The sequence below is a fragment of the Streptomyces sp. NPDC045955 genome, from assembly GCF_056430805.1.
In genome coordinates this window covers 130,902-150,918 of the sequence record NZ_JBWKKY010000016.1, presented here as the reverse complement: position 1 = coordinate 150,918, position 20,017 = coordinate 130,902, and the positions used below count along the sequence as shown (strand labels likewise).

General features: G+C 72.1%; 17 protein-coding genes. 10 read left to right on the top strand and 7 right to left on the bottom strand.

What is annotated here, in order from left to right:
- Window positions 1–15: 15 nt before the first annotated feature.
- Window positions 16–597 (top strand): GNAT family N-acetyltransferase, encoded by a 582-nt coding sequence (locus AC07F0_RS29460; protein WP_478983084.1) that lies wholly within the window; start codon window positions 16–18, stop codon window positions 595–597.
- A gap of 57 nt (window positions 598–654) precedes the next feature.
- Here the strand turns inward: AC07F0_RS29460 and AC07F0_RS29455 are convergent, their stop codons facing one another.
- Together AC07F0_RS29455 and AC07F0_RS29450 are read right to left on the bottom strand one after the other, a co-directional pair.
- Window positions 655–1,497: a siderophore-interacting protein gene (locus tag AC07F0_RS29455; RefSeq protein ID WP_436731132.1), complete on the bottom strand. Its 843-nt coding sequence runs from the start codon at window positions 1,495–1,497 to the stop codon at window positions 655–657.
- 124 nt (window positions 1,498–1,621) lie between these two features.
- On the bottom strand, window positions 1,622–2,578 hold the full coding sequence (locus AC07F0_RS29450; protein WP_478983083.1) for a 5'-3' exonuclease: 957 nt from the start codon (window positions 2,576–2,578) through the stop codon (window positions 1,622–1,624).
- Window positions 2,579–2,720: 142 nt separating this feature from the next.
- On the opposite strand from AC07F0_RS29450, the gene AC07F0_RS29445 reads away from it, so the two are divergent.
- The 4 genes from AC07F0_RS29445 to AC07F0_RS29430 all read left to right on the top strand — a co-directional run bounded on the left by AC07F0_RS29445 (window position 2,721) and on the right by AC07F0_RS29430 (window position 8,078).
- The gene (locus AC07F0_RS29445) at window positions 2,721–3,812 is read left to right on the top strand and encodes a quaternary amine ABC transporter ATP-binding protein (RefSeq protein ID WP_436731134.1); all 1,092 of its coding nucleotides are present in this window, start codon (window positions 2,721–2,723) and stop codon (window positions 3,810–3,812) included.
- A complete protein-coding gene (locus AC07F0_RS29440; protein ID WP_478983082.1) occupies window positions 3,805–6,423 on the top strand; it encodes an ABC transporter permease/substrate binding protein in 2,619 nt (872 codons plus the stop codon). Before AC07F0_RS29445 ends, AC07F0_RS29440 begins: the two co-directional genes overlap by 8 nt.
- A 369-nt stretch (window positions 6,424–6,792) precedes the next feature.
- Window positions 6,793–7,362, top strand: a complete 570-nt coding sequence (locus AC07F0_RS29435) for a helix-turn-helix domain-containing protein (RefSeq protein WP_478983081.1) — start codon at window positions 6,793–6,795, stop codon at window positions 7,360–7,362.
- Window positions 7,359–8,078, top strand: coding sequence for a helical backbone metal receptor (locus tag AC07F0_RS29430; RefSeq protein WP_478983080.1), 720 nt, complete (start codon window positions 7,359–7,361; stop codon window positions 8,076–8,078). The genes AC07F0_RS29435 and AC07F0_RS29430 overlap by 4 nt, the downstream gene beginning before the upstream one ends.
- Here AC07F0_RS29430 and AC07F0_RS29425 read toward each other — a convergent pair.
- Window positions 7,990–9,150, bottom strand: a complete 1,161-nt coding sequence (locus tag AC07F0_RS29425) for a TDT family transporter (protein WP_478983078.1) — start codon at window positions 9,148–9,150, stop codon at window positions 7,990–7,992. The genes AC07F0_RS29430 and AC07F0_RS29425 overlap by 89 nt on opposite strands.
- 71 nt (window positions 9,151–9,221) lie before the next feature.
- Between AC07F0_RS29425 and AC07F0_RS29420 the strand changes: the two genes are divergently transcribed.
- The gene (locus AC07F0_RS29420; protein ID WP_478983077.1) at window positions 9,222–10,151 is read left to right on the top strand and encodes a LysR family transcriptional regulator; all 930 of its coding nucleotides are present in this window, start codon (window positions 9,222–9,224) and stop codon (window positions 10,149–10,151) included.
- A 293-nt stretch (window positions 10,152–10,444) separates the two neighbouring features.
- Here AC07F0_RS29420 and AC07F0_RS29415 read toward each other — a convergent pair whose 3' ends face one another.
- The 3 genes from AC07F0_RS29415 to AC07F0_RS29405 all read right to left on the bottom strand — a co-directional run bounded on the left by AC07F0_RS29415 (window position 10,445) and on the right by AC07F0_RS29405 (window position 13,480).
- Window positions 10,445–11,137 carry a gamma-glutamyl-gamma-aminobutyrate hydrolase family protein gene (locus tag AC07F0_RS29415; RefSeq protein WP_478983076.1) on the bottom strand — a complete coding sequence of 231 codons (693 nt, stop codon included), beginning with the start codon at window positions 11,135–11,137 and terminating at the stop codon, window positions 10,445–10,447.
- Between the two features lie 22 nt (window positions 11,138–11,159).
- Complete coding sequence (eat, locus tag AC07F0_RS29410) at window positions 11,160–12,605, bottom strand: ethanolamine permease (protein WP_478983075.1); 1,446 nt, start codon at window positions 12,603–12,605, stop codon at window positions 11,160–11,162.
- 140 nt (window positions 12,606–12,745) lie between these two features.
- The gene (locus tag AC07F0_RS29405; protein WP_478983074.1) at window positions 12,746–13,480 is read right to left on the bottom strand and encodes a FadR/GntR family transcriptional regulator; all 735 of its coding nucleotides are present in this window, start codon (window positions 13,478–13,480) and stop codon (window positions 12,746–12,748) included.
- Between the two features lie 82 nt (window positions 13,481–13,562).
- On the opposite strand from AC07F0_RS29405, the gene AC07F0_RS29400 reads away from it, so the two are divergent.
- Genes AC07F0_RS29400 through AC07F0_RS29385 form a run of 4 tightly spaced genes read left to right on the top strand, consistent with a single transcriptional unit; the run spans window position 13,563 to window position 18,041 of the window.
- On the top strand, window positions 13,563–14,927 hold the full coding sequence (locus tag AC07F0_RS29400) for a glutamine synthetase family protein (protein WP_478983073.1): 1,365 nt from the start codon (window positions 13,563–13,565) through the stop codon (window positions 14,925–14,927).
- A 10-nt stretch (window positions 14,928–14,937) separates the two neighbouring features.
- On the top strand, window positions 14,938–16,311 hold the full coding sequence (locus AC07F0_RS29395; RefSeq protein WP_478983072.1) for an aldehyde dehydrogenase family protein: 1,374 nt from the start codon (window positions 14,938–14,940) through the stop codon (window positions 16,309–16,311).
- Window positions 16,308–17,093, top strand: a complete 786-nt coding sequence (locus AC07F0_RS29390; protein WP_478983071.1) for a 3-oxoacyl-ACP reductase — start codon at window positions 16,308–16,310, stop codon at window positions 17,091–17,093. Before AC07F0_RS29395 ends, AC07F0_RS29390 begins: the two co-directional genes overlap by 4 nt.
- 48 nt (window positions 17,094–17,141) lie before the next feature.
- On the top strand, window positions 17,142–18,041 hold the full coding sequence (locus AC07F0_RS29385; RefSeq protein ID WP_478983103.1) for a DUF2510 domain-containing protein: 900 nt from the start codon (window positions 17,142–17,144) through the stop codon (window positions 18,039–18,041).
- Window positions 18,042–18,054: 13 nt separating this feature from the next.
- Here the strand turns inward: AC07F0_RS29385 and AC07F0_RS29380 are convergent, their stop codons facing one another.
- Window positions 18,055–19,257: an amino acid deaminase/aldolase gene (locus tag AC07F0_RS29380; RefSeq protein WP_478983070.1), complete on the bottom strand. Its 1,203-nt coding sequence runs from the start codon at window positions 19,255–19,257 to the stop codon at window positions 18,055–18,057.
- Window positions 19,258–20,017 lie beyond the last annotated feature (760 nt).

Sequence of the window (20,017 nt, the reverse complement as noted above, 5' to 3'; positions counted from 1 at the left end):
TGTCAGGATAGGGGCATGCCCTTCCTCATCAGCCCGGTCCTGACCCCCGAGGCCTTCACCGGCCGGCCGCAGCCCACCCTCGTCGCCGGCGACGGGCTCCTCCTGCGCCCCTGGCGGGCCGAGGACGCGCCCGCGGTGTACGAGGTCTTCCAGGACCCGGTGATGCACCAGTGGCACGCCCGGACCGCCGGCTCCGAGGAGGAGGTCGCCGACTGGATCCGGGACTGGCGTCAGGCGTGGGAGGAGGAGCGGGAGGCGCAGTGGGCCGTCGTCGACGCGGACTCCGGCCGGCTGCTGGGGCGGGTGGCGCTGCGCGAGATACGGCTCGGCGACGGCACGGCGGAGGTGGCGTACTGGACTGTCCCGGCGGCACGCGGCCGGGGCGTGGCGGCCCGGGCCACGACCGCGCTGGCCCGCTGGGCGCTCGACGAGATCGGTTTCCACCGTCTCGAACTGCTGCACGCCGTGCGCAACGAGGCCTCCTGCCGGGTCGCCTCACGGACCGGATTCGCCCTCGAAGGCACCAAGCGCAGCGCCATCCTGCACCCGGACGGCTGGCACGACATGCATCTGCACGCGCGCGTGCGGGGCGACTGACCCGCACCGGCAGGCCGCGCACGCCCAGGGCCGCAGTGACGTTTTCGCGTCGGTCGCTCAGGCGGCCGGGGTGCTTTCCTGTTCCGCCTCGATGCGGGCGTTCCACTCGCGCTTCGAGGCCTGCCAGCCGTCCTCGTTGTGGCCGCGGCGCCAGTAGCCGGAGATCGACAGGTCCTCGCGTGCGATGCCGCGCTCGACGCGGAGCAGTCGGCGCAGTTCCTTCACGAAGTGCGCCTCGCCGTGGACGAAGGCGTGCACCCGGCCCTCGGGGAACGCAAGGCCCCGTACGGCCTCGACGAGGGCCTCGCCGAGCGGCCGGTCGCCGCGGTGCAGCCAGACGACCTCCACGTCCGAGTCGATCTTCTGCTCCTCCTCGGGGCCGGAGACCTCGATGAAGACGTGGGCCCTGGCCCCGCGCGGCAGCGACTCGAGGGAGCGGGCGATCGCGGGCAGCGCGCTCTCGTCGCCGACGAGCAGGTGCCAGTCGGCGTCCGGGTCGGGCGCGTACGCCCCGCCGGGGCCCATGAACCACACGGTCTCGCCCGGCTGGACGCGGGCCGCCCACGGGCCGGCCAGGCCCTCGTCGCCGTGGATGACGAAGTCCAGCGTCAGCTCGCGGTGTTCGGCGTCCCACTGGCGCACCGTGTACGTCCGGGTCACCGGCCACTGTTCGCGCGGCAGCTCGTCGCGGACGCGCTGCATGTCGAAGGGTTCCGGATAGGTCACGCCCTCGGGCGGGAACAGCAGCTTCACATAGTGGTCGGTGCACGTGCCCGCCTCGAAATCGGCGAGGCCCTCGCCGCCGAGCACCACGCGCTGCATGTGAGGGGTCAGCCGCTCGGTGCGGACGACCTGAGCGGAATGCGGCTTGCGCGGCTGGCGTCCCGGTCGCTCTGCCATGAGGGCCTCCCTGATTCGTGTAGTTAGGCTTACCTAAGTTAGCACCTCGCCCCCACTTGACACCTCCCGCATGAGAAGTTGATGAGGGCCACCGGCCTCAGGGGGCCACCGGCCCCCGCGTCCGTCACGTGGCGAGCGTCGTCAGCAGGCGCTCCAGTGACCCGCCCAGTCCCCAGCGCTCCGCCAGTACCTCCAGCTCCGCGGGGTCGCGCGGTGTCCGCGGCACCGCCGTCGCGACGTCCGGCAGCGGCACGTCGTCCGCGACCCGGACCACCTTCGGCGCGACCGCGAGATACGGGCGTGCCTCGTCCAGCCGCCTGCGCTGCGTCGGCGTCAGCTTCGCCCCCCGGTCGTCGACCGCCGCCAGGATCCCGGCCAGGTCCCCGAACTCGGCCAGCAGCTTGGCGGCCGTCTTCTCGCCGATGCCCACCACGCCCGGCAGGCCGTCGCTGGGGTCGCCGCGCAGCAGGGCCAGATCCGCGTACCCGCTGCCGTCGACCCCATACTTCCCACGGAGCCATGCCTCATCGGTGAGCTGCAGCGTGCCCACGCCCTTCAGCGGGTACAGCACGCGCACCCCGCGCGCGTCGTCCACCAGCTGGTACAGGTCGCGGTCGCCCGTGACGATGTCGACCGGGCCCTTCGCCCGCGCCGTGAACGTGCCGATCACGTCGTCGGCCTCGTATCCCGCGACGCCCACGCGCGCGATGCCCACCGCGTCCAGCACCGCCTCGATGACCGGCACCTGGGGCGACAGGGTGTCGGGCACCTCCTCCTCGTCCGGGCCGGCCGCGTGCTCCTCGGCGACGCGGTGGGCCTTGTAGGAGGGGATCAGCTCCACCCGCCAGTGCGGCCGCCAGTCGGCGTCCATGCAGGCCACGAGATGGTCCGGCCGGTGGTCCCGGACCAGGCGGTCGATGAAGTCGAGCAGCCCGCGCACGGCGTTCACCGGCGTGCCGTCCGGTGCCTTCACCGAGTCCGGGACGCCGAAGTAGGCGCGGAAGTACAGGGAGGCGGTGTCGAGGAGCATCAGTCGTCCGGTCACGTCACGCATCATGCCGTACGCCACCGACAGCGACATGCCTCATATGTGACACGCCCCACTTGTGCGTTTGGGATCCGGAATCGAGGGGAGGCGCCGCCCCGCAGCGAGGTTGGTTGCACAATTCAACTTTTGCGTCCTGGCCTCGCTCTGTTCCATTGCCGTCCAAATTGAGGTGCACGTGTCAGCAAGGCTTCAGGCAGAGGGCCTGTACAAGGTGTTCGGCAGGAGACCGGACCGAGCGGTCGAGCGGCTCCGCGCCGGGGCCGACCGGGAGGAGCTGCGCGCCGAGGGCGCCACCGCCGCCGTGATCGACGCGTCCTTCACCGTCGAGCCCGGCCAGATCTTCGTCGTCATGGGCCTGTCCGGCTCCGGCAAGTCCACCCTGCTGCGCATGCTGAACGGCCTGCTGGAGCCGACCGCCGGACATGTGCGCTTCGACGGCCAGGACCTGACCACGCTCGGCGACCGCGAGCTGCGCAAGGTCCGGTCCCAGAAGATCAGCATGGTGTTCCAGCACTTCGCGCTCTTCCCGCACCGCAGCGTCCGCGAGAACGCCGCCTACGGCCTGGAAGTGCAGGGCGTGCCCCGCGCCGAGCGCGTACGCCGCGCCGACGAGGCGCTCGCCCTGTGCGGCCTGGCCGGCTGGGAGAAGTCCTGGCCCGACGAGCTGTCCGGCGGCATGCAGCAGCGCGTCGGTCTCGCCCGAGCACTCGCCACCGACGCCGACCTGCTGCTGATGGACGAGTCCTTCAGCGCCCTCGACCCGCTGATCCGCCGCGACATGCAGGACCAGCTGCTGGAGCTCCAGCAGAAGCTGAAGAAGACGATCGTCTTCATCACCCACGACCTGAACGAGGCCATGCGCCTCGGCGACCGCATCGCCGTCATGCGCGACGGCCGCATCGTGCAGATCGGCACCGCGCAGGACATCCTGCTGCGGCCGGAGAACGACTACGTCGCCTCCTTCACCCAGGACGTCGACCGCTCCCGCGTGCTGACCACCGGCGAGCTCATGGACACCTCGGTCACCGGCGACGACCCCGGCTGTCACTGCGAGACCGCCACGGCCGAGACCCCGTTCACGGAACTGTGCGCGATCAGCGCCCGGCTCTCCCACCCCGTCTCGGTCGTGGACGAGGACAACAAGCTGATCGGCGTCGTCCCACGGCAGCGCCTGGTCGGCTTCCTCGGCGACGAACAGGACGCCACCCCGCAGCCCTGCGACTCCCCGCGGGACGCGGGCGGAGAGAAGGTGACCGCCCGTGCCTAGGATTCAGCTCGGCACCTGGGTCAACGACGCGGTCGACTGGCTCACCACCCACATGGGGTGGCTGTTCGACTTCTGCAAGACCGTCTTCCTCGGCCTGTACGACGGCATCAACGCCGTCCTCCAAGCCCCCCAACCGCTGCTCCTCGCGGGCATCTTCGCCGTGATCGCCTTCTGGCTGCGCGGCACCCTCGCGGGTGTCCTCACCTTCGTGGGCTTCGCGTTCATCGACTCCCTCGACCTGTGGGAGAACGCGATGATCACCCTGACGCTCGTCCTCGTGGCGACCGTCATCGCGCTGGTGATCTCCATACCGGTGGGCATCTGGGCGGCCCGCTCGGACCGCGTCAGCGGTCTGGTCCGGCCCGTCCTGGACTTCATGCAGACGCTGCCCGCGATGGTCTACCTCATCCCGGCGATCCTCTTCTTCGGCACCGGCGCCTCCGCCGGCATCGTCGCCACCCTGATCTTCGCGCTCGCCCCGGGCGTGCGCATGACCGAGCTCGGCATCCGCCAGGTCGACCGGGAACTGGTCGAGGCCGCCGACGCCTTCGGCACCACACCGCGCAACATCCTGCTGCGCGTCCAGCTCCCCCTCGCACTGCCCACGGTCATGGCCGGCGTCAACCAGGTCATCATGCTCGGCCTGTCCATGGCCGCGATCGCCGGCATGGTCGGCACCGGCGGTCTCGGCGGCGACGTCAATCAGGCCATCGGCCAGCTCAACGTCGGCCTGGGCGCCGAGGCCGGCGTCGGCATCGTGATCCTGGCGATCTACCTCGACCGCATGACCAGCGCGCTGGGCACCCAGGTCTCCCCGCTCGGCCGCCGCGCCGCCGCCCGGCTGCGCGCCGCCCAGGGGCTGAAGATCTGGTCGTACCGGCCCCGCCCGGCCGTCGCCGTGATCGGCGTCGTCGTGCTCGCCCTCGTCTCCGGCGGCATGGGTGTCTTCGGCAGCGGCGGCACCGGCACCACCGCCGCGGCCGGCGGCAAGGACGTCGGCCAGGGCAAGAAGATCAGCATCGGCTACATCCCCTGGGACGAGGGCGTCGCCTCCACCTTCCTCTGGAAGGAGGTCCTGGAGCAGCGCGGCTACCAGGTCGAGGCCAAGCAACTCGACGCCGGCCCGCTCTACACCTCCCTGGCCCAGGGCGACGTCGACTTCCAGACGGACGCCTGGCTGCCCACGACCCACGCCCAGTACTGGAAGAAGTACGGCAAGCAGCTCGACGACCTCGGCGCCTGGTACGACAAGACGTCACTGGAGCTCTCCGTGCCCTCCTACATGAAGGGCATCGACTCCCTGGCGGACCTCAAGGGCAAGGCGTCCGAGTTCGGCGGCAAGATCACCGGCATCGAGTCCAGCGCCGGCGAGATGGCCCTGCTCAAGAGCAAGGTCCTCAAGGAATACGGCCTGGACAAGGAGTACAAGGTCGTCGACAGCTCCACGCCCGCCATGCTGGCCGAGCTGAAGCGCGCGTACGCCGAGAAGGAGCCGATCGTCGTCACGCTCTGGTCGCCGCACTGGGCGTACAACGACTACAAGCTGACGAAGCTCAAGGACCCCAAGGGTGCCTGGGGCGCGGGCGACGGCGTGCACACGCTGGCCCGCAAGGACTTCGCGGGCGACGACCCGACGGTCGCCGGCTGGCTGAAGAAGTTCAAGATGAGCGAGAAGGAGCTCACCAGCCTCGAAGCCGAGATCAACAAGGCGGGCAAGGGCAACCAGCAGCAGGCCGTCCGCGCCTGGCTGAAGCAGCACCCCGGCTACGTCGACAGGCTCGCTCCCGTGAAGGGCGCCGGCCGCAGCACGCCCGCCGAGGCGAAGCGGCCGCTGGACGTGGCGTGGTTCCCCTGGGACGAGGACATCGCCGTCACGTACCTGTGGAAGAACGTCCTCGAACGGCGCGGCTACACGATGAACCTGAAGCAGATGGACGTCGGCCCCGTCTACACCGGTCTGGCCTCGGGCGATCTCGACCTCAACTTCGACGCCTGGCTGCCCTACGCCCAGAAGAACTACTGGGACAGGAACAAGGACCGGCTCAAGGACCTCGGCACCTGGTACGAACCGACCTCCCTGGAGATCGCCGTGCCGTCCTACGTCAAGGGCGTCGACTCCCTGGCGGACCTCAAGGGCAAGGCCGGCACCTTCGACGGGAAGATCATCGGCATCGAGCCCGGCACCGGCGAGATGGACCTGCTGAAGAACAAGGTCCTGCCCGGCTACGGCCTCGACAAGGAGTACGAGGTCGTCGACGGCTCCACCCCGGCCATGCTGGCCGAGCTGAAGCGCGCGTACGCCAAGAAGGAGCCGATCGCCGTCACGCTCTGGTCGCCGCACTGGGCCTACAGCGACTACGAGCTGACCAAGCTGAAGGACCCCAAGAAGGCCTTCGGCGAAGGCAACACGATCCGCACCATCTCCAACGAGAAGTTCCCCGAGGAGTACCCGCAGCTCACGAAGTGGATCAAGAACTTCAAGATGAGCGAGGACGAACTCGGCAGCCTGGAGAGCGAGATCAAGAACCGCGGCCAGGGCCATGAGGAAGAGGCCGTCGCCGCGTGGCTGAAGCAGCACCCCGACATGGTGGAGCGCATGACGCCGCAGTGAGACCCGGTACGGGGCGGGACGCGACACACCGCGTCCCGCCCCGTACGCGTACCCTCACTCGTACCCGGACCCCACTCGGGGCCCGGACGCACGAGCAGGATCCGGACAACCACAGAGCGCCATGCCACCCCCCGAACCCCTCGCTTCGCCCTGTTCCTCCCGTAGGAGGAATCCGCGCGCCGCCCGGGAGCGGGCGGATCCCTGGCGCGAAGTGTGAGGTCGCACACCGGCCGGTACGACGTCGATGTGACAGGCGCATGCACCGGTTTGCCGAACATGCGTAGGGTGCAGACAACTCAAGAGACGCAGTGCGCCGGGCCACCGGCGTACCGGGACCGGAATCGACGGGCGAAGGAGGGAGCCGGAGCGATGGGCGACCACAAAGAGCAGCCCCTTCGGGTGGGCGCGGCCGTGCGGCGGCGGCGCCGCGCCCTGGAGCTCACCCTCGCCGTCGTGGCCGAGCGCAGTGGCCTGTCGGTCCCGTTCCTCAGCCAGGTCGAGAACGACCGGGCGCGGCCCAGCACCAGTTCCCTGGAGAAGGTCGCCGACGCCCTGCGCACGACGGCGGTCGAGCTCCTCGCCGCGGCCGACCCGGCGTGCAGCGTGGACGTCGTGCGCGCCGACGACCCCGAGCCGGTGCCCCGTCCCAGGACCCGGTCCCTGGTGCGCGGCCACCACCAGATGCACGCCTCCGAGTTCACCGGCGACCACGACGCCGGCCGTGAGTTCCAGTACCGCAACGACCAGTTGATGTACGTCGCCGACGGCGCGGTGGAGATCGAGGCGGAGGGCCGCGCCTACCGGCTCGGCCGCGGCGACACGCTGTACCTCACCGGCGGTGTCCGGCACCGCTGGCGGGCGGCGGAGTCCGACACCCGGGTGATCGTCGTCGCCGTGGCGGAGCACATCGAGGCGGTCCGGGACCGGCCACGCCGGTGAGGGTCGTCTCGCTGGTCCCGTCGCTGACCGAGGCCGTGGCCCGGTCCGCGCCCGGCGCCCTGGCCGGAGCCACCGACTGGTGCACCCATCCGCACGGACTCGACGTCGTACGCGTCGGCGGCACGAAGAACCCGAAGACCGACCGGATCATCTCCCTCGCTCCCGACCTGGTGATCGCCAACGAGGAGGAGAACCGCGAACCCGACCTCGCGGCCCTGCGCGCGGCGGGTGTCGAGGTCCTGGTCACGGAGATCCGCGACGTGCCGCAGGCCTTCCGGGAACTGGCCCGGGTCCTGGACGCCTGCGGGGTGCCGGCCCGCCCGCGCTGGCTGGACGAGGCGGAGGAGACCTGGTCGTCCCTGCCGCCGCCCCCGGCCCGCCTGAGGGCGGTCGTACCCATTTGGCGCCGCCCCTGGATGGTCCTGGGCCGCGACACCTTCGCGGGTGACGTCCTGGCCCGCCTCGGTGTCGACCACGTGCACGCGACGCACCCCGACCGCTACCCGCGCGTCCCGCTGGAGGAACTCCGTGCCGCCGCGCCGGACGTGGTGATCCTGCCTGACGAGCCCTACCGCTTCACCGCGGACGACGGCCCGGAGGCCTTCCCCGGCCTGCCCTGCGCGCTCGTCAGCGGACGGCACCTGACGTGGTACGGGCCGTCGCTGGCCGAGGCGCCACGGGTACTGGGCCGGGCCCTGCGAGCAGCTCGCCCCTGAGCAGCCCGCGTACGGTGCCCACGGCGGCGGTGCCCCACGCGGCGACCAGCACCGCGTACAGCGCGAGAGCCGGCCCCGCGTAGGCCACGAGCCCGGTGTGGCGGCCGGGCGCCTCGGCGCCCGTGACACAGGTGCCGACCGGGAAGGTCAACGACCACCAGGTCATCGAGAACCGCATCCCCTGCCGCCGGGCGCGCAGCACATGGGCGGTGGCGAGGCAGAACCACAGCAGCGCGAACCCCATCACGGGGACGCCGTAGAGCACGGCGAGGACACCGAAGCCCTGGCTGTACGGCGCCGGCACGGCCCCGGGGGCGACGTCCGCGAACGCGCCGACGGCGGTCGTGGACTGCCCGAGCGGCCCGAGCACCAGGAACAGCGTCGGGGTGAGGGCGAGCGGCAGCGGCCCGCCGGTGATCAGCCGCCCGAAGACCAGCGGCAGCATGAGCAGGGTCGCGATTAGGCTCAGCCCGAACAGCGCGACGCAGACGAGCAGCAGCGTCTCGCGGGCCTGACCGGGAGGCAGATGCGGCACCAGCGGCGGCCCGACGGCGGCGGACACCATGGGCGCGACCAGCGGCAGCAGCCACACGGGCGTGGCCTGTCCCGGCTCGACCCGGTGGCGTACGGCCATCAGATACGGCACCGCGACGGCGGCGGCCAGCCCGAGAGCCGTACCGGCGCTGAACAGCACGGCGTCCAGTGCCACGGCCGCCCGCACGCCGATCCAGTCCCGGCCGACGCCGAGGGCACCCCCGCCGACGGCCAGCAGGGCCATGGCGAGGCAGCCGTGGAAGGGGGCCGTCGCCGGATCGAGGAGGTGGGCGCGGGCCTGGTCCCGGTGGCGGGCCCAGTGCGCGGCCCGGGCACAGAGCAGGGTGACGAGCAGAAGCAGCGAGAGGGCCCAGACACCGGCCAGCGCGCCGCGCAGTCCGGGGAGGTGCGGCGACAGGGCGGTCCCGGCGGTGGCGACCACGGCGGTGCCCATGACGGTGGCGTACCAGTTGGGCCCGAGGTGACGGACGGAGACTGCGCACGGAAGGGGCCGGGCCGGCCGGGCTGCGGTGACCATGACTCCCACGGTCGGGCCGTGGGCACCCCGCCGCCAGGGAGCATTCCTCTATGGCGACATAAGCTGGGTTTATGAGCAGGACGGAAGAGCAGGGTGAGGTCCCGGCCGGCGGGTCTCTCGCGCACCGGGTGCCGGATCTGGGCGGCCTGGAGCTGCTGCTGGCGGTGGCACGGCTCGGGAGCCTCGGCGGGGCGGCACGGGAACTGGGCATCACCCAGCCCGCGGCCAGCAGCCGGATCCGGTCGATGGAGCGGCAGCTCGGTGTGGCGCTGGTCGACCGCTCACCGCGCGGGTCCCGGCTCACGGACGCCGGCGCGCTGGTGACGGACTGGGCGCGGCGGATCGTCGAGGCGGCGGAGGCGTTCGACGTGGGGGCGCAGGCGCTGCGCGACCGGCGTGACTCGCGGTTGCGGGTGGCGGCGAGCATGACGATCGCCGAGTATCTGCTGCCCGGCTGGCTGCTCGCGCTGCGCGCCCAGCGGCCCGACACGGCGGTGTCCCTGCATGCCGGGAACTCGACGGTGGTCGCGGAGCGGCTGCTGGCGGACGAGGCGGACCTCGGGTTCGTCGAGGGGCTGACGGTGCCGACGGGGCTGGACTCGGTGGTCATCGCCCATGACCGGCTGATAGTGGTCACGGCTCCGGCCCATCCGTGGGCCCGGCGGCGGCGTTCCCTGGCCGCGCAGGAACTGGCGTCGACGCCGCTGATCCTGCGTGAGAAGGGCTCCGGGACCCGTCAGGTCCTGGACGCGGCGCTGGGCGGGCTGGCCCGGCCGTTGATCGAGCTGTCGTCCACCACGGCGGTCAAGGCGGCGGCGGTGAGCGGGGCGGGGCCGGCGGTGCTGAGTGAACTGGCGGTGGGGGAGGAGCTGGCGATGCGGCGGCTGGTGCGGGTGCCGGTGGAGGGGGTCGCGCTGGCGCGGGACCTCAGGGCGGTGTGGCCGACAGGGCACCGCCCTACCGGGCCGGCCCGGGATCTGCTGTCGCTGACGCGGGGATAGATTCCTCGCCTCCGCCGCCCCTGCCCGTCCCATCCCCAGGGGCTCCGCCCCTTCGACCCCGCCAGGGGGCTCCGCCCCCTGGACCCCCATCGGCCCTGAACGGCCTCGTCCTCAAAACGCCGGACGGGCTGGGGGAAGTGACTCAGCCCGGCGTTTCGACCCGGGCATCATGGCCGGCCGATTCGCCGGACGGGCTTGGGGGCCCGGCCGCTTGGCCGACCGATTCGGGTGGTGGGCGGGCATAGGCCTGGGGTCCAGGGGGCGGAGCCCCCTGGGACCTTGCGTTCACCGGCTCAGGCCACCATCGCCGCCTCCACCAACGCCCGCATCACCCGCACGTCCTCGCCCATCTCCGGATGCCACTGCACCCCGAGCACCCAGCCCTCCCCGGTCGGCAGTTCCAGCGCCTCCACCGTGCCGTCATCCGCGTAGGCCGACGGCACGAGTCCCTCGCCCAAACGGTCCACAGCCTGGTGGTGGTACGACGGCACCGACGTCTCCTCCGGCACGACACCCGCGTACAGACTCCCCGGCACCGGCTTGACCGCATGGCTGCCGAAGACGCCTACGACCTCCGCATGACCGTCGACGTGCTGCACCAGCGTCCCGCCCAGGGCGACATTCAGCAGTTGCATGCCCCGGCAGATGCCCAGCAACGGCACACCCGCCGTCAGCGCCGCGTCGATCAGGGCCAGCTCCCACGCGTCCCGCTCACGCGCCGGCGGCCCCGTGCGGGGATGCGGCTCGGCGCCGTACCGTACGGGCTCCACATCCGGCCCGCCCGCGATGACCAGCCCGTCCAGCCGGGCGACGGCCGCGGCCGCGTGCGCGGGATCGTCCGGCGGGAGCATCGCCGCCAGGCCGCCCGCCCGCTGCACGAGCCGGGGGTAGCCGACCGGCAGCAGCGCGGCCTCCAGTTCCCACACCCCCCAGCGCGCACCGGACTCCAGATAGGTGCTGACACCGATCAACGGCCTGGCCACCACAACTCCCTCGACAATCGACGCCTCAGTCCCGTGTCAACTCTGCCTCGGCTGCGGCCAGCGCCGCGAACTCCTCCTCCGGCGCCTTCGCCACCAGCCGCTTCCGGCTGTACAGACCGAAGTACGCGAGAGCCACGACGTACACCGCGAGGGCGATGAACGCCGCCGTCACATCCACCAGGAACGTCGCCACGAGCGCCGCACAGGCCAGCACCAGGGCGACGGAGGAGGTCAGCACCCCGCCCGGCGTGCGGTACGGCCGCGGCAGCTCCGGCTCGCGACGGCGCAGCACGATGTGCGACAGCGACATCAGCGCGTAGGAGATGGTCGCGCCGAAGACCGCGATGTTCAGCATCCGGGCGCCGTTCCCGGACACCGCAGCCAGCAGGAAGCCGATCGTGCCGGGCACCAGCAGGCCCAGGTACGGCGCCTTGCGGCGGCTGGTGAGGGACAGGAAGCGGGGCAGATAGCCCGCGCGGGACAGGGCGAACAGCTGGCGCGAGCCCGCGTAGATCAGGGAGAAGAACGACGCCACCAGGCCGGCCAGGCCCGCGTAGTTCACGATCCGGCTCAGGGTCGTCGCCCTGCCGTCCGGCTGGAGCGCCTCGACGAGCGGGTTGCCCGCCTCCTGGATCGCGGCCGAGCCGCGTGCTCCCGCCGCCGCGACGAAGGTCACCACCGCCAGGACCACCAGAATGCCCATCGACCAGCGGATCGCCTTCGGCAGCGTGCGGGCCGGCTCCCTGGTCTCCTCGGCGGCCAGCGGCACGCCCTCGACGCCCAGGAAGAACCACATGCCGAACGGGAACGCCGCCCAGATGCCGAGCAGCCCGAACGGCAGCCAGGAGCTCGACCCCGCGGCGTCGGGGTCGACGGGGATGTCGTCCAGCGAGGCGACCGAGAAGTCGGGCAGTGCCGCCAGCGCGAACACGACCAGGGCGACCACCGCGATGCCCGTGACGACGAAGCTGAAGCGCAGCGCCTCGCCCACGCCCCACAGGTGGATGCCGAGGAAGATCGCGAAGCAGACCAGGTACATCGGCCAGCCGGACTCCAGACCGAACAGGCCCAGAGACTCGACGTAGTCGCCGATGAAGATGACGATGGCGGCGGGCGCGAGGACGTACTCGATGAGGATCGCCGTACCGGTCAGGAAGCCGCCCCACGGGCCGAGTGCCCGCCGGGCGAAGCCGTAGCCGCCGCCGGCCGTCGGCAGGATCGAGGACAGCTCCGCGAGGGCGAAGACCATGCACGCGTACATGGCGCCCATGAGCACCATGGCGATCGCGAGGCCCCCGAAGCCGCCCTCGGCCAGGCCGAAGTTCCAGCCCGAGTAGTCACCGGAGACGACGTAGGCGACGCCGAGTCCGGTCAGCAGCACCCAGCCGGCACTGCCGCGGCGCAGCGCCCTGCGTTCCAGATAGTCGTCCGCCTGCGCGGCGGCGGGTGGGCTGGTGGATTCCTGGGGCATGGCAGACTCCCGAGCTCCGGCTCAATGGATCGGATCCATACCTTTTCGGTGCCGGCCGGGAATGGCAATACCCGTGCGTTAATCGCCCGTAAATCCTCACGCCGCCCGTACCCCCGCACGCGCCGCGAGCCGTGCCCGGCTCAGCCGAGGAAGCCGCGCAGCAGCGCCGCCGTCCCCGCGCAGTGCTCGCGCGTGATCTCCCGCGCCTGGTCGGCATCGCCCTCGATCACGGCCTCCACCAGGGCCGTGTGCTGCCGCTGCGAGTGTTCGAGGTTGCGCACGAGCAGCGGGATGCAGTCCAGCAGGTCGTTCACCGTGGCCCGCACCGCCGCGTACTGCGCGGTCAGTGTCGGGGAGCCGCACAGCTCGGCCAGCGTGAGGTGCAGCAGCGTGTCCAGGCGGCGGTAGTCGGAGAGCGGAGCGTCGTGCGTGCGCGCCAGGGCTTCCCGCAGCCGCCGCGCCTGCTCCTCGTCCAGCCCGTGCACCGCGCACAGCCCGGCCGCGCCCACCTCCAGCACCTCCCGGAACCGCAGCACGTCCTCTATGTCGATCTCGGCGATCCGGCGCCGCAGCTCGTCCTCGCCGCCGGCGTCCGTGCGGGGCAGCACGAACGTGCCGCCGTACCGGCCCCGCCGCGATTCCACCAACCCCTGGTCCTGGAGCACCTTCAGCACCTCGCGCAGCGTCACCCGGCTGATCCCCAGCCGCTCCGCCAGCTCCCGCTCGGCCGGCAGCCGCTCGCCCCCCGGTACCAGGCCCAGCCGTACGACCTGGAGGATCTGCTCCAGTGCCTCCTCGAAGCCGTTGCCCGCGCGCACCGGCCGCAGCACCGGCGTCAGCCCGTCCCGCATCTCGCCGCCAGCTTCCTCCGGCATGTGGCCGTACCCCCTTCCCAAGCAATGGTTCTCAGGAATACCTTATGGCTTCCGGCGGAACCAGAGCCAAGGAGGCCCTCCCGTGGCAGACCGCAGACCCCCGCTGAGCGTCGAGGAACTGCACGCCCTCGTCGCGGGCGGTGAGATCGACACTGTCGTCCTGGCCTTCCCCGACATGCAAGGGCGGCTCCAGGGCAAGCGGTTCGCCGCGCGCTTCTTCCTCGACGAGGTCCTCCAGCACGGCACGGAGGGCTGCAACTACCTGCTCGCCGTCGACACCGAGATGAACACCGTCGACGGTTACGCGATGTCCTCCTGGGACCGCGGTTACGGCGACTTCGCCATGCACCCGGACCTGAGTACCCTGCGCCGCGTCCCCTGGAACGAGGGCACGGCCATGCTCCACGCCGACCTCGCCTGGAACGACGGCTCGCCCGTGGTCGCCGCACCCCGCCAGATCCTGCGCCGCCAGCTGGAGCGCCTGGCCGAACTCGGCTACACCGCCCAGGTCGGCACCGAGCTGGAGTTCATCGTCTTCAAGGACACCTACGAACAGGCCTGGGACGCCAACTACAGAGGCCTGACCCCGGCCAACCAGTACAACATCGACTACTCGGTCCTCGGCACCGGCCGCATCGAGCCCCTGCTGCGCCGCATCCGCAACGAGATGGCGGCCGCGGGCCTCACCGTCGAGTCCGCCAAGGGCGAGTGCAACCCCGGCCAGCACGAGATCGCCTTCCGCTACGACGAGGCCCTGGTCACCTGCGACCAGCACGCCGTCTACAAGACCGGCGCCAAGGAGATCGCCTCCCAGGAGGGCATGTCGATCACCTTCATGGCCAAGTACAACGAGCGCGAGGGCAACTCCTGCCACATCCACCTCTCGCTCGCGGACGCGGACGGCACCAACGCCATGGCAGGCGACGGCGAGGACGGCATGTCGGACGTCATGCGCCACTTCCTCGCCGGCCAGCTCGCCGCGCTGCGCGACTTCTCCCTCCTCTACGCCCCCAACATCAACTCCTACAAGCGGTTCCAGCCCGGCTCCTTCGCCCCGACCGCCGTCGCCTGGGGCCATGACAACCGCACCTGCGCGCTGCGCGTGGTCGGCCACGGCCGCTCGATGCGCTTCGAGAACCGGCTGCCCGGCGGCGACGTCAACCCCTACCTCGCCGTGGCCGGGCTGGTCGCGGCCGGACTGCACGGCGTCGAGCAGAAGCTGGAACTGCCCGAGCCCTGCCCCGGCAACGCCTACACCGCCGACTTCGCCCACGTCCCCACGACGCTGCGCGAGGCCGCCGAGCTCTGGGAGCACAGCCCCATCGCCCGGGCCGCCTTCGGGGACGAGGTCGTCGCGCACTACCGCAACATGGCGCGCGTCGAACTGGACGCCTTCGACGCCGCGGTGACCGACTGGGAGCTGCGCCGCTCCTTCGAACGTCTGTGAGGCCCCCCTCTTGTCCTCTGAGTACCTTCTTGAAGTACTGAACCCCGCGACCGAGGAGGTCGTCGCCGCCATCGCCGGGGCGAGTCCGGCGGACATCGACGCGGCCGTCACCCACGCCGCCAGGGCACAGCGGATCTGGGCCGCCCTCACCCCCGGCGACCGCGCCCGGCTGCTGCGCCGCTTCGCGGCCACCGTCGACGAGCACCTGGAGGAACTGGCCCGCCTGGAGGTCCGGGAGGCCGGCCACACCATCGGCAACGCCCGCTGGGAGGCGGGCAACGTCCGGGACCTGCTGGACTACGCGGCCGGGGGAGTGGAGCGGCTCACCGGCCGGCAGATCCCGGTGCCCGGCGGCCTCGACGTCACGATCCTCGAACCACTCGGCGTCGTCGGCGTGATCGCGCCCTGGAACTTCCCCATGCCGATCGCCGCCTGGGGCACCGCACCCGCCCTCGCGGCCGGGAACGCGGTCCTCCTCAAGCCGGCCGAGACCACTCCGCTCACCGCGCTGCGCCTCGCCGAACTCGCCCTGGAGGCCGGGCTCCCGGAGCACCTCTTCCAGGTCCTGCCCGGACACGGCGCCATCACCGGCGACGCGCTGGTACGCCACCCCGGAGTCGCCAAGATCGTCTTCACCGGCTCCACCAGGACCGGCCGGCGCGTCGCGGCGCTCGGCGCCGAGCAGATCAAGCCGGTGACCCTCGAACTCGGCGGCAAGAGCCCGAACATCGTCTTCGCCGACGCCGACCTGAAGGCCGCCGTCGACCCCTTCTCCTTCCTGGACAACGCCGGTCAGGACTGCTGCGCCCGCACTCGCATCCTGGTCCAGGAGACGGTGTACGACGAGGTCCGCGAGCTGCTCGCCGAGACGCTGGCCGCCGTGGTGGTGGGCGACCCGGCCGACGAGAAGACCCAGATGGGCCCGCTGATCTCCCGGCAGCAACTCGACCGCGTCAAGGAGTTCGTGTCCGAGGACGCCCCGGCCCTGCGCGGCAGCGCGCCCGAGGGGCCCGGGTTCTGGTTCCCGCCGACCGTGCTCACCGGGGAGCGGCCCGACTCGGCGGCGGCCTGCGAGGAGATCTTCGGCCCGGTCGCCGTCCTGCTGCCCTTCACCGACGAGGCCGACGCGATCCGCCTCGCCAACGACACCCCGTACGGCCTCTCCGGCTCCATCTGGACCCGGGACGTCGGCCGCGCCCTGCGCGTCTCCCAGGCCGTCCGCGCCGGCAACCTGTCCGTCAACTCCCACGCCAGCGTCCGCTACTGGACCCCGTTCGGCGGCTACAAGCAGTCGGGCGTCGGCCGCGAGCTCGGCCCCGAGGCCCTGGCCGCCTTCACCGAAACCAAGAACGTCTTCATCAGCACGGAGGGCCCCGCACAGTGACCGCTCAGGAAAGCATCTGCCGCCGGCTGGTCGGCCGCACCGCCGTCGTCACCGGAGCCGGCAGCGGCATCGGTCTCGCCGCCGCCCGCCGCCTCGCCTCCGAGGGCGCGCACGTCGTCTGCGGCGACGTCGACGAGGTCCGCGGCAAGGCGGCCGCCGAGGAGACCGGCGGCATCTTCGTGAAGGTGGACGTCACCGACCCCGAACAGGTCGAGGCCCTCTTCAGGACGGCCCACGACACCTACGGCAGCGTCGACATCGCCTTCAACAACGCCGGCATCTCCCCGCCCGACGACGACTCCATCCTGGAGACCGGCCTGGAAGCCTGGAAGCGCGTCCAGGAGGTCAACCTCACCTCCGTCTACCTCTGCTGCAAGGCCGCCATCCCCTACATGCAGCGCCAGGGCAAGGGCTCGATCATCAACACGGCGTCCTTCGTGGCGAGGATGGGCGCGGCCACCAGCCAGATCTCGTACACGGCCTCCAAGGGCGGCGTCCTCGCCATGTCCCGTGAGCTGGGCGTGCAGTTCGCCCGGGAGGGCATCCGCGTCAACGCCCTGTGCCCCGGGCCGGTCAACACCCCGCTCCTCCAGGAGCTGTTCGCCAAGGACCCGGAGCGCGCCGCGCGCCGCCTGGTGCACATCCCGCTGGGCCGGTTCGCCGAGGCCGAGGAGATCGCCGCCGCCGTGGCCTTCCTCGCCAGCGACGACTCCTCCTTCGTGAACGCCACCGACTTCCTGGTCGACGGCGGGATCGCCGGGGCGTACGTCACACCCCTGTAAGCCCGTGTCCGGCGGGCCCGGGTCGCGCCCTACAGTGCCGGGATGAGCATGACGCCACCGCCCGGCTGGTACCCCGACCCGCACGGCCCTCATCTGGAACGCTGGTGGGACGGCACGGCCTGGACCGAGCACCGTCGCGCGCCCGAGGCCCCCGCCGCCTTGCCGCCGGGTGGCGGCACCGGCCGGACCAAGGTGGTCGCCCTGACCGCCACGGGCGTCGTCCTGGTCGCGGCGATCGTCACCGGAGCCGTCGCCCTCAGCGGGGGCGACGGCGGCGGCACGGAGATCAGAACGGCCCCGACTTCCACTGTCGAGCCCACCCCCGACTCGCCGGAGCCGACCCCCGAGGCGTCCACCTCCGAGCCGTCCGCCGACGACCCCGCGACCGTCGAGGACCAGCTCAACGGCATCACGTTCCCGCTGCTCGACGGCTGGGTCCGCCCCCAGTACGTCGCCCAGGACGACGTCGTCATGACGACCGACGGCACCTACGACTGCCCAGGCGGCGTGGGCCTGTGCCGCCACGGCATGGTCTTCTCCCGCACGGTGACCGAGAACGACGAGAAGTCCCCCGAGGCCCTCGCCAAGGCGGACATCAAGGACGCGGCCGACGGGGCCTACGACCGCGACGAGCTCGGCCGTGAGCTCTACGGGGGCATGACGTCCCACCAGGTCGTGAAATCCGGGCCGGTCGCGGTGGCGGGCCGCGCCGGGTACCTCGTGCGCTGGCGTGTCGGGACCGCCAAGGGTCCGGGCGGCTACGTCCAGTCGCTCGTCTTCCCCTCCAGCGTCGGCACCGAGTCACCGGTCCTCGTCCGGTACGTCTTCGACGCGGGCGAGGACGGACCGCCGCTCGCCGACATGGACCGCATCACCAAGGGCATCCGGCCGTTCGGCGACGCGGACACGGGCGGTGGCGTGGGCAGCAGCATCGGCCCGGCGGGCTGACGACGCACAGGCCCTACAGAAACGTGTGGCCCTCGCCGCGGTAGGTCGGCACCGTCGCCGTCACCGCGTCCCCTTCGACCAGGTGCAGCGCGTCGAACCGCTCGCACAGCTCCCCGGCCTTCGCATGCCGGAACCACACCTTGTCACCGATCAGCAGGTCGTCGGCGGGCGAGCCGAGCAGCGGCGTCTGCACTTCGCCGGCTCCCTCCTGAGGGTCGTAGCGCAGCCCCTCCGGCAGATACGGCACGGGCAGCCGGTCGGGCCCGGCCGCGCCGGAGGCGGGATACCCGCCGCCGAGGACCGTCACCACGCCCACCCCCGGTCGCCGTACGACGGGCTGGGCGAAGAGGGCCGCCGGACGGCCGCTGAACGACGTGTAGTTGTCGAACAGCCGCGGCACGTACAGTCCCGACCCGGCGGCGATCTCGGTCACCGCGTCCTCGGCCGCCGTGTGCTGCACCGAGCCGGTGCCGCCGCCGTTGACGAATTCCAGTCCCGGCACCACGGCCCGCACCGCGCGCACCACCTCCGCGCGCCGCTCGGCGAGTTCACGCTTGGCGGCGGCCTGCATCAGCCGGACGGCACGGGACCGCAGCGGACGCCCGGCCACGGCGTCCCCGACGCCGGCGACATGCCCCTCGTACGCCATGATCCCCACGACCTCGAAGCCCGGCCGGCGGGCCACGGCCCGGGCCACGTCGGCGACCTGGGCGGGGGAGTGCAGCGGCGAACGCCGGGCCCCGACGCGCACCCGCCCGCCGAGCAGCTTCAGGGAGGTGTCCAACTCCAGGCACACACGCACGACTTCACGTCCGCCGCCCCGCGAGGCGTCGATCAGGTCGAGCTGGGCGACGTCGTCGACCATCACGGTCACGGCCGCGGCAAGCTTGGGATCACCGGCGAGTTCGGCGTACGCGGCCCGGTCCGCGGACGGGTAGGCGAGCAGTACGTCGTCGAACCCCGAGCGCGCCAGCCACAGCGACTCGGCGAGGGTGAACGACATGAGCCCCGCGAAACCGTCCCGGGCCAGGACGCGTTCCAGCAGCGCCCGGCACCGCACGGACTTGCTCGCGACCCGGACGGGCTTGCCCCCGGCGCGACGGACCAGGTCGGCGGCGTTGGCGTCGAAGGCGTCCAGGTCCACGATCGCGAGGGGGGCGTCGAGATGGGCGGTGGCCCGGTCGTAACGGGCCCGGTCGGAGGCGCGCGCAGTCATGAACGCAGCCTGCCAGACAGGATTACCGCAGGGTAGGGGGACGTTCCGGGCAGATGCCCCGGGCTCGTGGACTGGTTCCCGTTCGCGCAGGAACAAGCCGTAGAGTGACGCGCACGTACGGCGGAGCGACGCCGGCCGGACTTCGCGCTGGGATGACGCTCCATCCGTACGGGTATGTGTGCCCGGGACGACTCAGTGCCGGGCCTCGGGCAGGACGACACGGCCCGCGCAGTACGCAGCGGCCCGGGTACGAGGAAACGGGGGGTGCATGAGCACGGAAGCGCAGCGTGCCTCTTTCCCTCCCCGCCCCAGCACCCCACCCCGCCCCTCGCACTCCCCGACCTCGCCCGAGGACGCCCGGACGGCACCTTCCGAGGCGACATCGGGTGACGCCCCGTCGGTTTCGGACGAGCGGGGGCGTTCCGGCGCGGGCGGGCCGAGTGCGGGTGCCCGGCGCCCTTCGCCGGAGCGGGACACGGACTCGTCAGGGTCCGCCGACGCCGGGCAGGAAAGGGCTGTTCGTGGCGGTGGTGCGGCTTCCGCTCGGGCCGACGGCTCGAACGACGGCCCCCGTTTCCCCAGTTTCGGCGCCACCCGTACCGAGCCCGCCGCGCCCCGGCGGGCCGAGCCCGCTTCCCCGCCCCCGCCCCGCGCCTCCGACCGCTTCCCGGACATGCAGCCCGGCGTGGGCCGTGTGACGCGACCCGAGTCGAGCAGGCCGTCCACCCCACCCGACGCCCCTCCGCGACCGCGTCACCTC